The sequence below is a fragment of the Mesomycoplasma ovipneumoniae genome, from assembly GCF_038095995.1.
In the GTDB taxonomy this organism is placed as follows: Bacteria; Bacillota_I; Bacilli_A; order Mycoplasmatales; family Metamycoplasmataceae; genus Mesomycoplasma; species Mesomycoplasma ovipneumoniae_F.
On record NZ_CP146005.1, the window covers coordinates 58,614 to 73,477 of the forward strand.

Genomic DNA, 14,864 nt, shown 5'->3' on the forward strand with positions numbered 1-14,864 from the left:
TTAAAGTGAAACTTAAAAAATAACACTATTATTTTGGCTAATTTATGTTATAATTTTAATTTATATCATGAAAAAAATTGTTATCGGGAATTGAAAAATGAATCAAATCAGAAAGGAATTTTATGATTTCCTTTTTGAATTTGACGCACTATTTAACAAAAATCCAGAAAAAGTCGCTAAAACAATGGAGTTTGCGATTGCCCCTCCTTTTACTTTATTAAGTGAAATTTCTAAATCTCAAGTTAAAACATTAAAAATAGCTGCTCAAAATGTTAGCCAGTTCGAATCTGGAGCTTACACAGGCGAAATTAGCGCTAAAATGTTAAAGGATTTAGGTGTTAGTTACATAATAATTGGTCATTCTGAGCGAAGAATGTTTTTTAATGAAACTGATGAAGTTTTAGCTCAAAAAATTTGACAAGCACAAAAATACAGCATAACTCCCGTGTTTTGTGTCGGGGAAACATTAGAACAATATGAAAATAAATTAACTAATGAAGTTATAATTTCACAAATAAATGCCGTAAAAGACGTGCTAAATTTCGAAAAAGCGATAATAGCTTATGAACCAATTTGAGCAATTGGAACCGGAAAAACAGCATCTGCTGCAATTGCCAATGAAATTTCGTCTTTAATTAAAGAAGAATTTGGCAAAAATGTTAAAGTTATTTACGGAGGTTCTGTTAACTCGCAAAATTATGCAGATTTTTTAAATTCAGAACTTATTGATGGTATACTTGTTGGTGGTGCATCATTAGATCCTAAACAATTTTATGAAATGGTAAAATTTTCTGATGCATGCCCAACAGACCCACTAAATTCTGGCATTTTAGAAGACGATAGTCATTGTGGATGCAATGATATCGATCTAGACGAATAATTTGCCTGATTTTTTTGTTAAATTTATGCTTGGTTTTAATAGTTTCGCGAATTATTGCTAGGTTTAAATTTGTTATTTATTTATTTTTTAAAGGAATTAAAATGATTTCAAAAGCGAAAAAACAAGAATTAATTTTAAAGTTTGGAAAAAACGCTAAAAACACCGGTGATACAGCCGTTCAAATTGCAATTTTAACTGAAGATATTGAAAAATTAAAAGTTCATTTTGAAAATAATAAAAAAGACAAACACTCAATGAGAGGTTTTATTGCAAAAGTTAATAAACGTAAAAAATTACTTTCTTATTTAAAACAAAAAAGTTTTGAAACTTACAAAGAAACAATCGAAGCTTTAAATATACGTAAATAATTTTTAAATTTTTATACCAAATATTTTTAAAGTATGGTATAATTTAATTTTGCACAAGTCAACCGCTGGTATTTTTAAGTTTTTAATTTAAAAATACTTGAGGAAAGTCCGCGCTAGCACTACCTGCGATGGTAGTAGTGTTCATGTTGGATCTAAGAAATCCAAGCCTAGACGACAAGTGCCACAGAGACGAGTTTATTTGTTTATTATTTTATAAATTTTTTATAATCATTGTTCACTCCTAAAAAATCCTAACAAATAAAGTGAAACGCGGTAAACTCCATGAGCTAGAAACCTAAATTTTGGTAGGGGAATCCAATTTGGGAAACGAACTTAAATTGGAAGGTTGTAAAAGACCTAGATAAATGGTTGACTAATACAGAACGCGGCTTATTAGTGCAAAAAACAGCGAAAATTCGCTGTTTTTTATTTAAATGCACACTTTTGTAATTTTTTCCTCATTTTGTTTAGACTTCTAAAATCTTATTTATCATAAAATAAATTTGCATGTCATACAAAATCTTGATTTGTAAAAATATGCAAATTTTACTGATTTTTGGATTTTTAATAGTTTTATGGTAAAATTTAATGGTAAAAATTTACGGAGGTTAGAAACAATGAGATCGAGGAACATCTTAAATTGAGTTAAAATTAAAATTTTAAATTGATGGTCTTCAGTGGTCAAAGTTGACGAAATTGTTGTTTTATTTATAAAAATTTTACACCTTTTTGTCGCTGAACACTAATTTAGAGAAAAAAACCACACGTTGTGGTTTTTTTAGTCCAAAAATTATCTAATAAATAATTTTTGTGGTATAATTTTAAATAAATTTTTGTGGAAGGTTTAAAACCGTTAACCACTAAGAGAACTAAAAAATAAAAGGATGCTCGAAATGGTAAAAAAAAATGTAGTTAGAGTTGCAAAATTGCAATTCAATGCCGGCCAAGCAAAACCCGGACCAGCTCTTGCAGGTCTTGGTATTGTAATGCCTGAATTTACAAGAAAATTTAACGATGAAACAAAAAATCGTGGAAGCGAACCAGTTCCTGTAAAAATTACTGTTTTTAAAGATAAAAGCTTTGAATTTCAGTTATTTACAAGCCCAACTTCTTACAAAATTAAACAAGCTGCAAAAATCGAATCTGGATCTAAAAAATCTAAAGCTGAAAAAGTAGCTAAAATTACTCTTGCACAACTTAAAGAAATTGCAGAATATAAATTACCAGATTTAAATACTGATAATATTGAAAAAGCAATTCTTACAGTTTATGGGACCGCCAAACAAATGGGCGTTGAAGTTGAAGGTATCGAAGAATTTTTACAAGGAGTTAAATAATGAAAAAAATTTCACGTAAATTAGCTCAGTCTCGTGAATTAGTTGATAAAAATCATTATTATTCACTTGAAGAGGCAATGGAATTGGTTAAAAAAACATCATATACTAAATTTTCTGGCTCTGTTGATTTAGCTATTCGACTTAATTTAGATACTCGAAAAGCTGACCAACAATTAAGAGGTTCTGTTGTTTTACCTTATGGAACCGGGAAATCTGTACGTGTGCTTGTTGCAACTGATTCATCAGAGGTAGCAACTAAAGCTAAAGAAGCAGGTGCTGATTTAATTTATTCAACAGCTGAACTAGAACAAAATTTAAAAATTGATAATTTTGACTTTGATGTTATTGTTGTTGAGCCTAAATTAATGCCAGTTTTAGGAAGATACGGGAAGAAATTAGGACCAAAAGGACTTATGCCTAACCCAAAAACAGGTACAGTTACCCCAACACCAGAAAAAGCTGTAGCTGAAATTAAAAAAGGTAAAGCAAATTATCGTGCTGACAAATACGGAATTATTCACTCATTAATTGGAAAAACCAACATGGAAGCCGATCATTTAGTCCAAAATGCTAAAACCCTTTTACAATTAATCCGTAAATTGAAACCAAATTCAGTTAAAGGAAATTATTTTAAAAACTTAACTGTTTCAGCTTCAATGGGCCCTTCTATTAAAATTCGCTTCGACAATTTGTAATAAAAAATAATCTATAAAATAAAAAAACCCTTTAAATTTAAAGGGTTTTTTTATTTTGAGCTTCGAAAAATTTTCAAAAATTTATTATTAAAACAGGAAAGAGATTAAACTGTTGTTTTTTGATGTTTATTAACAAACAAATGAAGTCTAGAAATTTTTCGTGATGCTTTTCCTTTGTGGAAAACACCTTTTGATTTTGCCTTTGCAATTTCTTTATGAGCTTTTGCAACTAATTCATTTTGATTTTCTGCGTGACTTGTAACAGCTAGTTTAGCCTTTTTGATTGCTGTTTTTACACGAGATTTAATTGCATTATTTCTTGCTCTTGCTTTTTGCATTTTGGTGATTGATTTAATTTTGGATTTTATATTTGCCATTTTTTTCCTATATTTATATATAATAGTTTATTTCAGCCCTTTAAAAAACGGTAATAAAAATTATACCATAAAAATATGTTATTTATATTTAAAAAATGAATTTTTAATCTCTAGACTTAATAAAAAAATTTAAACTCAATAACACTAATATTCAACTTTAAAAATTATTTTTCTAACTACACCAATTTGTCCAGTATATTTTGGCAAATGAGCATCGCCAGGTAGAAAAATTAAAAATTCGCCTTTTAACGGTCTAATTAAATTTCGGGTCGAATCTTTTTTATAAAGAGCTACATCATTTTCTTCAGAATAATCAGTTACTTTATTGACTAATTTCTCTGAAAAATCAAAGAAATATTGTTCTTTTTCGTCAAGTACTACATGAACATCTGCGTATCGTTTGTGATATTCATAGAGAGCGTTTGTATCATCGAAACTTTCAAAATCAACATGTATAACAAAAATTCTGTCTTCATCAATTACAGTTTTGCCTAGTGGTAATTTTGCTAGGTCAGTTTCTTTTAGATATTTTGCTAATTTTGCAAAATTTTCATTTAAACAACTATATTTGCTAAAATTTTCTAATTTGTCATAAATCATTTTCCACCCCTCTTTTATTTATATTTTTTCTTAAATTATAGCAAAAAAATTGATCTAAAAAAGAATAAATTTCAAATTAAACACTTTAAGTAAAAAATTATCCGATTAAAATATCTTCAGTTATGTATGTTTTATTTTGTTTGCCGATATTATCACCTTGTCAAACGTAAATAAATGAAGTAATTCCGAGCTGACCAATTAGCATAATAATCATAAATCCAATTTGGGAAACAACAGATAAATCTCGAATCAAACCGGTCGACAGACCCGAAGTTCCAAAAGCCGACATAACCTCAAAAATTAAATGATAAATTCTATAATCACCAGTTTTTTCCTGGTTTGATATACTATCTAGCGAAAAACTCGAGAGAAAAACTACCGCTATTACTAAAATAAATGATATAAAAAACACAGTCGCAGCTGAAACAATTTTATCAGTTGTGATTTTTCTTTTAAATATATTAACATCGCTAGTTCCCCTAAGTTTAGATAAAACTACAGCGATAAAAATTCAAAAAGTTGTAACGCGAATTCCTCCGCCTGTAGAAGAAGGCGCAGAGCCAATAAACATCAATAAACTTGTTAAAAATGTGCTTGGTTGAGTTAGCTGTTTTAAGTCAAATGTAAAAAAACCAGTTGAACGAGTCATAAAATTATGAAATAATAATGCAAATGATTTATCAAATCAGTTTCCATTTTGCTTTTGGTTCCAAAAAGTAAAAGGTGAATTTGAACTAGCTTCAAAAGTAATTAAAAGAATAAAACCAATTAGGGCAATAACAAAATAGCTCAAAATTGAAACTTTAGTAAATAAAGAAAATCTAAATCTTTTTATTTTCTGTTTAGAAAGTTTAAGTTTGAAAAAGCTAAAAAAATCATAAATTACCGGGTAGCCAATTCCACCTATTATTGTCAGAATTATTATCATAATTTGCAAAAAATAAGAATGATAATAAGGCTCAAAACTATTTGGCCCGATTATATCAAAACCAGCATTATTAATTGCAGAAATGCTATGAAAAACAGCAAATCTTAGTGATAAAGATATATTTTTATAAGGCGATTTTTGAAATGAAAACTTTTGTGGATCAGCATCATAAAAATAAAAATAAAGGCTAAGAGTAAGGCTACTAATCAAAACAAGAATCATAAAAAAATTAATAGAAACCTTAATTACGCCTTTTAGTTCGCTTAATTTACTTGAACCTCTTTCGATTTTTAAAATTTCACGGGACAAAATGCTTAGTTTTTTTCCAAATAAATGGTTAAAAATGTAGAATTTTATTGCAAAAATTCCAATTCCTCCCATAGAAATCAAAATTGCAATAATAGCTTGTCCAAAAACATTAAAACTTGTGCCAGTGTCAACCAAACTAAGTCCAGTATCACTAAAGGCAGAAACTGAAGTAAAAAGAGCCGAAAAAAAATTAATTTTTTCTGAATTTTCAGTGTGCGAAAACGAACCTGTTAGAATTCCGGCCCCAAGAAGAATAACTAACGTGTAAAAAGTAAAAATAATATGTATCTTTTTAAGAGAAAAAATGGACCGCAGAAAATTTTTGATATTAATTTTCAAGTTCATTATTCCTCGTTTTAATGGTTGACTAAACTAAAAAATAGTCAGTTAATTTACTTATATAAAACAAACAAAAAAGCTAAATTATTATATTATACATTTTTTTTCAAAAAAACCAAGTAAAAACAAAAAAAATTCAAAACAGACAGAAAAACTACCTTATAAAACATTTTGGCCCATCCGCCTTCAAAAATTTTCTGATTTTTGAACCAATTTATTGTTTTTTAGATAAAATTTAAGCAAATGAAACGAGCAAATATTTGTATAATTGGTGCCGGACGACTAGGTAGAGCGGCAATAACCCAACTAGCAGAATCAGGCCACAATATAATTGTCATTGATAAAAGAGCTGAAAATTTAAAATTTATTCGGGAATTTGCGACTGTTGAGCCAATTATAATGGACGCTAGCGACATAAATGCAATTCGTAATGAAGTTGGACTTGAAGATATAGACACAATAATCGTTGCTACTTCAGATAATATTGAAATTATTGCAACTTTATTAGAATTACAGACAGAAATTAATTTTTTTAACAACTTAAAAATAGCCGCGCGCGCTGTTAATAAAAGACATGCTCGTGTTTTAAAACAAATTGGTGTTGATTGAATTATTAGTCCTGAAGAAGAAGCTGGAATTAAAATGGCGCTTTTGAGTGTTGATAAAAATTTCCTGAATTATGCAGACAATCTTAAAGAAATAGCAAATGGAATATTTGCTGGAAGTGTTAATGTAAAATCGCCAAACTACATTAATAAAAGTATAAAAAACGCTAATTTACGTCAGTATAATGTCAATGTTGTTTTAATCAAAAGAAATAAAGAAACAATTTTGCCAGCAGCTGAGACAATAATTCATCAAAATGATGAGATAACAATAATCGGAAAAATTGGCGATGTTACAACAGTTTTGCAAAAAATGGAGTCTATAAAGAGCTAAAATTGGAAAATTTAGGAAAAAGTGCTTTAAAAGTTCTTTGAATAACAGCACAAAATTTTATTCTTGCTAAACTCGCAAAAATTGGCGATGTTACAACAGTTTTACAAAAAATTGAGTTTATAAACAGCCAAAATTGGAAAATTTTATGAAAACGTGCTTTAAAAGTTCTTGGGTTAACAGTACAAAATTTTATTTTTGATAAATTTTTTTGAAAAGTTAAAAATATAGTATAATTTTCAAATAATCATGGATTTTGGAAAATACTATTTATATTTATTAAAATATTATATGTTTGCGGCGTCTCTTTTTGATGATGCTGCTTTTTTCCATGAATCTGCGTCAGAAGATATTTTCGATAAATTCCCCACCACTCTTCATTAGAGAAGATTTTTTTCTTCAAAGATGAAGTTTTCATATTTTTTTTAGAATAAAATTACATTTTTTATTTAAATTAGATATTGTTTTTAATTTTATCTACTCAAGAGGGAATTATAAAATGCAAAAATTTCACAAAAGTGAAACAATAATCTCGCTTGTTGATGTTGATAAGGAATTTGGTGACAAGAAAGTTTTAAATCAAATAAATTTGGACATCAAAAAAGGTGATTTTGTCACTCTTTTAGGTCCATCTGGATCTGGAAAAACTACAATTTTACGCCTAATTGGTGGTTTTGAATGAACAACCCGAGGCGAAATTAAATTTAATGGGGTTGATATTAAAGACGTTCCAGCCCATAAACGAGATACAGCGACTATTTTTCAAGATTATGCACTTTTTCCACATTTGTCAGTTAGAGGAAATATTGAATTTGGCCTAAAATTAAAAAGAATTAAGAAAAGTGACTCTGAAATTCCACAGTCAACTTGGAAAAAGTTTGAAGATTTAAAGCAAAAATGGCAAGCAAAACAGGACAAAAAAATTGCAGAACTTAATAATTTGCAAGCAAACCTAGAAAAACAGCTTGAAAATCCCAATTTAGACAGCAAAACCCGTAAAAAATTACAGGATAAACTTGATGATTCAGATTTTAAATATTCCAACTGAGAAAATTATGTTTTTTATAAATCTGTAACTTTTGAAAAAAAATACCTTACTCGTAAAATAACAAAAACGGAAATTGATACCGAAATTAAAGATATTATCGAACTTGTTGGTCTAAGTGGCAACGAAAACCGTGCAATTTCAGAGTTATCTGGAGGAATGAAACAGCGAGTTGCACTGGCTAGATCACTTGTTATTGAACCTGAAATAGTTTTATTAGATGAGCCATTATCAGCTTTAGATGCAAAAATTAGACAAAAAATGCAAGTTTTTCTCAAAAAAATTCAGCAAAAATTAGGTCTAACGTTCATTTTTGTAACCCACGATCAAGATGAAGCCCTTCAATTATCAGACAAAATCGCCGTAATTCGCAACGGAAAAATCGCTCAATATGACGTGCCAAAGAAAATTTATGACTATCCTGCCAATAAATGAGTTGCTAATTTCATCGGTGATTCAAATTTTTTTGAAGCAAAATTTATTGGAAAAAATAAAGTTGAAATTCTTGGGGCTGAGCTCTATACAATTCACACAGAGTTTAGTCATGGGCAAAAACTGGATGCACTTATTCGTCCTGAAGACATCGATATTGACTTAAATTCTGGATATTTTAAGGGAAAAGTGGTTCAAAATATTTATAAAGGCTCATATTACTGACTAGATATTCAAGTTGGATCAAAAATTATTTACGTTGAAACTAACGATTTTTACGATCTTAATACCGAAGTTTATCTAAAATGAGACGATGATGCAATTCACTTAATGGAGATTGAAAGTGGAAACTCTTAGCTTTTTTGATAAATTTTGACAAAATTTCAAAAAAAATTTAAATCCACGCATCAGTCTTGTTCTCCCTTATTTTGTATTTGCCCTAATTTTAATAGTTATTCCACTTATTTTACTTTTTGTTAAATCTGTAAGTCCACTTTCGACAAACGGCAGTCCATTTGACAATCATCTTTTAGTAAAAGAGCAGACAACTTGGCAAATTATTGCCCGTTCAATTTTTGTTGGTTTAGTCAGCGCTTTTATTTGCTTAATTTTAGCTTTTCCATATGCTTTTATTGTCGCAAATTCAAAATCACGTATTTTTAAAATTTATTCTTTATCATTAATAATTACACCTTTAATTATTTTTACGATTGCAAAAGTCTTCTCATTACGAGCTTTATTTTTGGCAATGTTTGACGAAGGATCGCTAAATAATAACTCTTTTATGATTCTTGGACTAATTTTTCTCAATTTTCCTTTTATGGTAATTCCACTTTATACAATTTTCAGAGATATGCCTAAAAACTTAATTGAAGCTGGTACAGATTTAGGATATTCAAAATTTTGAGTTTTGATTAAAGTGGTTCTCCCTTATAGTTTTCGGGCAATTAGCTCTGGATTTGCGATTGTTTTTTTAATGGCAGCAACCTCAATAGTTGTCTCAGATAAATTGCTACCAAACGGATCACAAAATCAACTAATAGGAAATTTGATTAATAATTCAGCAAACACAACAAACCCTTTCGATCTAGCTCGAGTTTCCTCGCTTGTTTTAGTCACACTTTTAGTTTTTATTGGAATTTATACACTAATTCATTTTACGCCGATTGTTATCATGAAACTTAAAGGATTTAAATATGACTAAAATTATTGATTTTTTTCAAAAACACGAGATTTTGAAAAAAACTTACGTTTGATTTTTGATAATAATTTTTTATATTCCAATAATTTTTGGCTCTATTTTTTCATTTAACAGCCCGTCAAAAAAAGGTTTTGTCTCTTCAACATGGAACAAATTTAGTCTGCAAGCATTTGACGAATTTGCAAAAGATACTTTTGCATCAGCGTTAATTAACTCATTAATTATTGCATTTTTTGCTGCAGTAACCGTTGTTTTCCTTTCGCTTTTAACAGTTTTTGCCCTCTGAAGGCAAAAAAATAAATCTGTGAAAATTTATGTAAATGTCACCTCAAATATTCCATTAATTAATCCAGATGCTATCACCGCAGTTTCACTTGCAATTATTTTAGGCTTCATTTTTGGTTCACTTTCGGCGGCTTATGAAGGTCTGTATCGGGCAATTATTTCCCACATTGTCATGACTTTACCTTACGGAATTTTGATAATGTATCCAAGAAGTGAAAAATTTTCGCTGAGTTTATATGAAGCAGCCCAAGATTTAGGCTATTCAAAAATGAAGGCATGATTTTTGGTTTATTTAAAACACATGTCGCCAGCGATAATTTCGGTTTTTCCGGTTGTTGTTTTTCTTTCTTTTGACGATTTTATAATCACAAAAATTACATCAAACACCCAAACAGTTGGAACGCTTTTGTATCAAGGAACTTTTAAAACTTGAGCGCTAATGTTGGGAACAATTATGCTCTTTATTTCCGTGATTTCTAATTTAATTTGACTTTATTATAAAAATAAAAAGGAAAAAACATGAAAAAGAATTTAGTCAATTTCTTTGCCAAAATAGCACTCGCACTTTCGGTAGTTAGCGTTGTTTTTATAGCATCTTTTTCAAAATCAAGCTTCCCTTTTAAACCGGTTGTCTATAATTTTGAAGCTTACATTTCTGATTTTGGTCGCGATGTAATTAACAAAGATTTTAATTATCGCGAGTTTGGTGATGTTAGCGAATTTACAAAAGCAATTGAAGACAATCGCACAATTGCTGGCGTAGGTTCAGATTTTCAAATTGCCCGTTTGGCTCAAAAAGGTCTTTTACAAAAAATAGACTATTCAAAACTTTTTCCAAATTGAGAGCTAACTAAAGTTTTTCAAAAACCGCAAAATTATGCCAGTTTTTCTTTGGCCCAAAGACAAGAATTTATCAATAAAAAAAGGGCCGCTTTTGAAGAAATGTTTCGTCCTGAAATTGTTGAGCATGTTGATAAATATGACCAATTTATGAAAGATGCCTATGATCCCCAAAAAAATCTTGACACTGATAATGATGGAATTCAGGATCGTTTTTGAGAGTTTTTCATACCTTATTACACCCAAGACAAAGTGATTGCCTACACAATTGGCGATTATGATGTTGATGGTAAAAGAAAAAATCTCCGTAAATTTCAGGGCAATTGAAGCGCTGAGCAAAAAGAAAAAATTCAAGAAAAAGGCCTTAAATTTGAAGATCAAAGTCTTAGCGGAATTGGCAAAACCTTGAGAAAAAATGGCTACAGTTTTTTTGAATGAACTGAAGCTATGAGAGATAATTTGTTAATTGGCGCTGAAAAAACTAATCAATACGGCCAAGTATTAACTGAAAATAACTATAAATCATTTGTTGATGGTTTTATTGACTATATTGGTGAAATTTCTGGTTTTGACTATTTTAATTTGCGACATAATGTTTTCAAAACTTCAGGTCTTGACTTGGCTAATTCAGTAATCGATCCTTCTTTGAATCAAGATGTTGGCTTTTTATATAATGGCGATTCTCTTGATGCCCATTATTCTAAAGACAATTATGAAGAACTTGAGGAAGAAAATACAATTGCAATTATCCGTCCAAAAAATAATTTAACTTTGCTTGATGGCTGAATTATTTTAAAAGACACTTCGCCTGAATTGACCGACAAGGTTTATAATTCGCTTTATGAAGGAATTTATAAAGGTGAAGATTTTGACTTAGAAGAAATTGTCCAAAAAGCAAAAGTCGAGGTTGATTTTGATTTTGTCCAAAATAGCCAGACAGAAAAATTTGAACCTAAAAACGGAAAAGGTTTTTATTTTGATTATGAATCTATTCCTTTTTCAGCAAATTTTGACTATATAAATTACACCCCAACATTTAAAAAATCCTTTAAATTCTTTAAGAAATTCTACTTTAATGATGCAGTTGAAACTGTTCGCGAAACTCTTGAGGGCGAAGACCGCTCAGTTTTTGTCGACCTTAATGATGAAATTATTGGTGACGAAAAAAATTTAAATTACGACAATATAAAATCTGAAACTTCATCAAACAGATCGCTTCGAGCTTTAAATATGTACCTTTCTCAACAACCTGAGCAAACTCTTTATGGGAATATGCCAACTGAAAATAACACTGATGAGGGCAGATATCGGATAAATTACACTTTTTTAATGCCTTTGGATGAAAGACTTGCTTCCCAAATTCGCACTTACTATAATTTAAAGACAAAAAATTAGCACTTTTGTCAATAAAAGTTTCTAATTTAATATTTTTACTAATTATTATTGTAAAATTTACTTTATGTTCAAGTTTAAGAAAATATTAAAAACATTAGCGCTGTTATCACCAGTGATTGCACTTTCTGCATGCGGCCAAAGCCCATCTCAGGCAGAACAACTTCTTTCTTCGATAGATAAAACTGATTCTAAATATGTAAAAATTGATGAGTCAACAAATTCTTTTGTGCTTGACCTGTCAGATTCTGGGCTAACAAAAATTGACAAATCTGCATTTTTTAGTCTAAAATCACGGATTTATCAAAAAACCACTCTTCAAAATCAGGATAAAACTAATCAAAATAATAGTGAAAATAGCCAAAAACCACAAGAAACTAAGGTAAATTTTTATTTTTTGTCAAAAATAATTTTTCCAGAAACACTAACTGAAATAGAAGATTATGCATTTTATGCCGATAGCGCAAATTTGACTGATAAAGAAAAAATTCAGGAACTTGATTTTTCAAAGGCTACAAATTTGAAAAAAATTGGCGATTTTGCTTTTCAAGGAAATAACATTACAAAATTAGTTTTACCTTCATCTTTGGTTTCGATTGGTAAGCAAGCTTTTGCTAAAAATAACCTAGAACAGGTTGATTTTTCTAACTCAAAGAATTTAGAGATTATTCAAACTGGCGCTTTTTTTGATAATAAAATTAAAAATCTTGATTTTAGTCAAAATATTAAATTAATCGAGATTTTCACTAGCGCTTTTGAATCTAATAAAATTGAAACCGTAAAATTCAACAAAAGTGCAAAACCAGTTACAATTGGAACATCAGCTTTTAAAGATAACGTTATAAAAGCTAACGAAAATTTCGAGAACCTTCCTGAATTAAGCTCTCTTAAGTCACCATTTAATTAATTTTTTTTAAACTAATTGTTATATAACGGGAAAACATTAACTAAGTTTTCCTCTTTTTTAAATAATTTTTGGGCTTTATCAAAATTATTTAAAATTAACTGATAATCAACTTGATCATCTGGCCCATTTTTAGACTTAATATCTGAAATTTTAGAGATTAATTGGCCGTCATGAGCAAAGGCGCTAAACTGTGAATTTTTACTATAACTAATAAAATATTGCCTTTTTTCCTTTTTTTCAAATGATAAAAGATTAAAGGTTGAGCAAGTTCAGAGATTTATATTGCCTAATTGTGCAAGAGTTCTAAAAAATGTCAGTCCAACCCTGCATCCTGTGAATGTTCCTGGGCCTAAATTAATGTAAAAATCATTAAAATCTGTAATTTTTAGATTATTTTTTGACAAAATATTGCGAACTAATTCAGGAAGCAAATCAGCTTTATTTTTAATTTCAACTATATTAGAATCAACAAGGTCGAAATTTTTGTCAAAAATTGCTAAAACTAAGTCTTTGCTTACACTATCAATAAGAAATTTCATAATTAAAAATATATTTTAATACAAAATTTTGTTTTTAACTATAAACATTAGAACGAAATTCTGCAGGATATCTTCTTCATGTCAAAAAGTATTTTTTTGGCTTATCAGGTTGAAAATTTACATTAGAAACTCTAATTCGGTATTGGGCGTCTTCAAAAGCTTTAAAGCTAATTTTGTCAAACGGGCTTATATCTGAGTTTGCCTCAATAATTTTTTGTCAACTTCCATGAAAAATTTCGATTGAAATATCAAAATCATTTGTTTTATAATTTGGCTGACCATAAATCAAATTACTCACTCCATCACGGAGTGTTTTACCAAAATTATAAAAAAAACCTTTAAATCCCGATAAGTATTCTCCCACCACTTCTTTTTCAGAAAATCTATCATTAAAAACAAGTGCTGAAAATTTTTGACCTTTTAGAAGTTCAAAAGGCTCACTTACATACTCATTTCCATCATAATTATTGTATAAATAATTACTTTGTTCTAGAGTAAAATAGGCATCTTTGTAATTTATAAATCCAAAACCTTCACTTGAATGAGCACCATTAAATCCTAAATTGCTATTTTCTGAGGGTTGACCCGTTAATGATAAAGCCGAAATTATTTTTAGATTCCTTTCTTTTAAACTTTCATAAGAGTCAAAACTTGATGAAAGTGCGCTAAAAATAGCCGAAATTAGGAAAGCTGAGTAAAATTTTATGTTTGAATCACGAATATTTAATTGATAGGCAAACTTTAATTCTGGAAGTATAAAGTGATTTGATTTTACTATTCCGGTACTGTTGCCAAAATTTTTGACATAATTAAAAAGTCGCGAATCTTTCTTGAATCTGTCGTCCTGTTTTGCAAAAAAGCTGAAATTACTATTAATTTCATCACCTAGAGTTCTGCTTCCGTCAAAAAAATTTATTATTCCAGTTTTACCACTTCAATAATCAAGAAAATCTCCTAATTTTAATAAGTCTCTCCCGTTTGAAAAATATTCATTTAAAAAAGTTCTTTTTTCTTTATACAAGTGCAAAACCATCTCAACACCCACAGTTTCAAAATGTGAAAGGCCTTTATTTCATTGCTCACCTGTTTTAAAACGATAAATAATTAAATTTGAATTAGGGGCAAAAAACTGAAAAATTGCTTGCAAGTTGTTAAAATCATTGTTATTTTCCCCCCCGTTTTCTTCAATAAAAACTCCAACTTTAACATTTCTATTTACTTTATTTAAATTTGCATCAAAATTTAAGTTTGAGGCAAGCTCTTTAAAATCAAAACTTGAGTTTTGATACTGGTGAAAATCACCAGATTTTTGGCTAAAAAGCAAAAAAGGACTTAATACTGTTAAACTTGGCAAAATAAGTCGCTTAAAAATTCCCTTAATTTTCATCATGATCACCTCTTCTTTTTCTTCACACATAATTAAATAATCAGGCTACTTTTTGACTAAAAAAAGT

16 protein-coding genes, 1 other RNA gene and 1 pseudogene are annotated in these 14,864 nt (G+C 29.2%); 12 read left to right on the forward strand and 6 right to left on the reverse strand.

Translation table 4 applies throughout. The features are described 5' to 3' along the window. Positions 1-67: 67 nt before the first annotated feature. From tpiA to rplA, 6 genes and pseudogenes are all read left to right on the forward strand, one after another. A pseudogene (tpiA, locus tag V3249_RS00245) lies at positions 68-784 on the forward strand (triose-phosphate isomerase); the annotation flags it as partial. Positions 785-981: 197 nt separating this feature from the next. Beyond that, a complete protein-coding gene (gene rpsO / locus V3249_RS00250; RefSeq protein WP_044285774.1) occupies positions 982-1,248 on the forward strand; it encodes a 30S ribosomal protein S15 in 267 nt (88 codons plus the stop codon). 50 nt (positions 1,249-1,298) lie between these two features. Next, positions 1,299-1,646, forward strand: an RNA gene (gene rnpB, locus V3249_RS00255) — RNase P RNA component class B. Positions 1,647-1,865: 219 nt separating this feature from the next. Further along, positions 1,866-1,994 (forward strand): hypothetical protein, encoded by a 129-nt coding sequence (locus V3249_RS00260; RefSeq protein WP_274827455.1) that lies wholly within the window; start codon positions 1,866-1,868, stop codon positions 1,992-1,994. A 147-nt stretch (positions 1,995-2,141) separates the two neighbouring features. After that, on the forward strand, positions 2,142-2,585 hold the full coding sequence (rplK, locus tag V3249_RS00265) for a 50S ribosomal protein L11 (RefSeq protein ID WP_044284318.1): 444 nt from the start codon (positions 2,142-2,144) through the stop codon (positions 2,583-2,585). Continuing rightward, positions 2,585-3,280 carry a 50S ribosomal protein L1 gene (gene rplA / locus V3249_RS00270; protein ID WP_010321232.1) on the forward strand — a complete coding sequence of 232 codons (696 nt, stop codon included), beginning with the start codon at positions 2,585-2,587 and terminating at the stop codon, positions 3,278-3,280. The genes rplK and rplA overlap by 1 nt, the downstream gene beginning before the upstream one ends. 104 nt (positions 3,281-3,384) lie before the next feature. Here rplA and rpsT read toward each other — a convergent pair whose 3' ends face one another. The 3 genes from rpsT to V3249_RS00285 form a co-directional block, all read right to left on the reverse strand. Continuing rightward, positions 3,385-3,657, reverse strand: coding sequence for a 30S ribosomal protein S20 (rpsT, locus tag V3249_RS00275; RefSeq protein ID WP_044285775.1), 273 nt, complete (start codon positions 3,655-3,657; stop codon positions 3,385-3,387). 144 nt (positions 3,658-3,801) lie between these two features. Next, positions 3,802-4,257, reverse strand: coding sequence for a YhcH/YjgK/YiaL family protein (locus V3249_RS00280; RefSeq protein ID WP_044284321.1), 456 nt, complete (start codon positions 4,255-4,257; stop codon positions 3,802-3,804). Positions 4,258-4,354: 97 nt separating this feature from the next. After that, positions 4,355-5,839, reverse strand: a complete 1,485-nt coding sequence (locus V3249_RS00285; RefSeq protein ID WP_341517557.1) for a TrkH family potassium uptake protein — start codon at positions 5,837-5,839, stop codon at positions 4,355-4,357. 237 nt (positions 5,840-6,076) lie between these two features. On the opposite strand from V3249_RS00285, the gene V3249_RS00290 reads away from it, so the two are divergent. Further along, positions 6,077-6,772 carry a potassium channel family protein gene (locus tag V3249_RS00290; RefSeq protein ID WP_044284323.1) on the forward strand — a complete coding sequence of 232 codons (696 nt, stop codon included), beginning with the start codon at positions 6,077-6,079 and terminating at the stop codon, positions 6,770-6,772. Here the strand turns inward: V3249_RS00290 and V3249_RS00295 are convergent. Next, a complete protein-coding gene (locus tag V3249_RS00295) occupies positions 6,759-7,187 on the reverse strand; it encodes a hypothetical protein (RefSeq protein WP_341517558.1) in 429 nt (142 codons plus the stop codon). The two genes, V3249_RS00290 and V3249_RS00295, sit on opposite strands and share 14 nt — an antisense overlap. Positions 7,188-7,268: 81 nt before the next feature. On the opposite strand from V3249_RS00295, the gene V3249_RS00300 reads away from it, so the two are divergent. From V3249_RS00300 to V3249_RS00320, 5 genes are all read left to right on the forward strand, one after another. After that, positions 7,269-8,603, forward strand: coding sequence for an ATP-binding cassette domain-containing protein (locus V3249_RS00300; protein WP_337896891.1), 1,335 nt, complete (start codon positions 7,269-7,271; stop codon positions 8,601-8,603). Next, positions 8,590-9,450 (forward strand): ABC transporter permease, encoded by an 861-nt coding sequence (locus V3249_RS00305; protein ID WP_124983465.1) that lies wholly within the window; start codon positions 8,590-8,592, stop codon positions 9,448-9,450. The genes V3249_RS00300 and V3249_RS00305 overlap by 14 nt, the downstream gene beginning before the upstream one ends. Next, the gene (locus V3249_RS00310) at positions 9,443-10,267 is read left to right on the forward strand and encodes an ABC transporter permease (RefSeq protein WP_044284326.1); all 825 of its coding nucleotides are present in this window, start codon (positions 9,443-9,445) and stop codon (positions 10,265-10,267) included. The genes V3249_RS00305 and V3249_RS00310 overlap by 8 nt, the downstream gene beginning before the upstream one ends. After that, the gene (locus V3249_RS00315) at positions 10,252-11,967 is read left to right on the forward strand and encodes a hypothetical protein (protein ID WP_337896890.1); all 1,716 of its coding nucleotides are present in this window, start codon (positions 10,252-10,254) and stop codon (positions 11,965-11,967) included. Before V3249_RS00310 ends, V3249_RS00315 begins: the two co-directional genes overlap by 16 nt. A 64-nt stretch (positions 11,968-12,031) precedes the next feature. After that, complete coding sequence (locus tag V3249_RS00320) at positions 12,032-12,871, forward strand: leucine-rich repeat domain-containing protein (RefSeq protein ID WP_337896889.1); 840 nt, start codon at positions 12,032-12,034, stop codon at positions 12,869-12,871. 11 nt (positions 12,872-12,882) lie between these two features. Here V3249_RS00320 and tsaB read toward each other — a convergent pair whose 3' ends face one another. Together tsaB and V3249_RS00330 are read right to left on the reverse strand one after the other, a co-directional pair. Next, the gene (tsaB, locus tag V3249_RS00325) at positions 12,883-13,410 is read right to left on the reverse strand and encodes a tRNA (adenosine(37)-N6)-threonylcarbamoyltransferase complex dimerization subunit type 1 TsaB (RefSeq protein WP_337896888.1); all 528 of its coding nucleotides are present in this window, start codon (positions 13,408-13,410) and stop codon (positions 12,883-12,885) included. A gap of 34 nt (positions 13,411-13,444) precedes the next feature. Further along, the gene (locus V3249_RS00330) at positions 13,445-14,827 is read right to left on the reverse strand and encodes a hypothetical protein (RefSeq protein ID WP_341517559.1); all 1,383 of its coding nucleotides are present in this window, start codon (positions 14,825-14,827) and stop codon (positions 13,445-13,447) included. Positions 14,828-14,864: the final 37 nt, after the last annotated feature.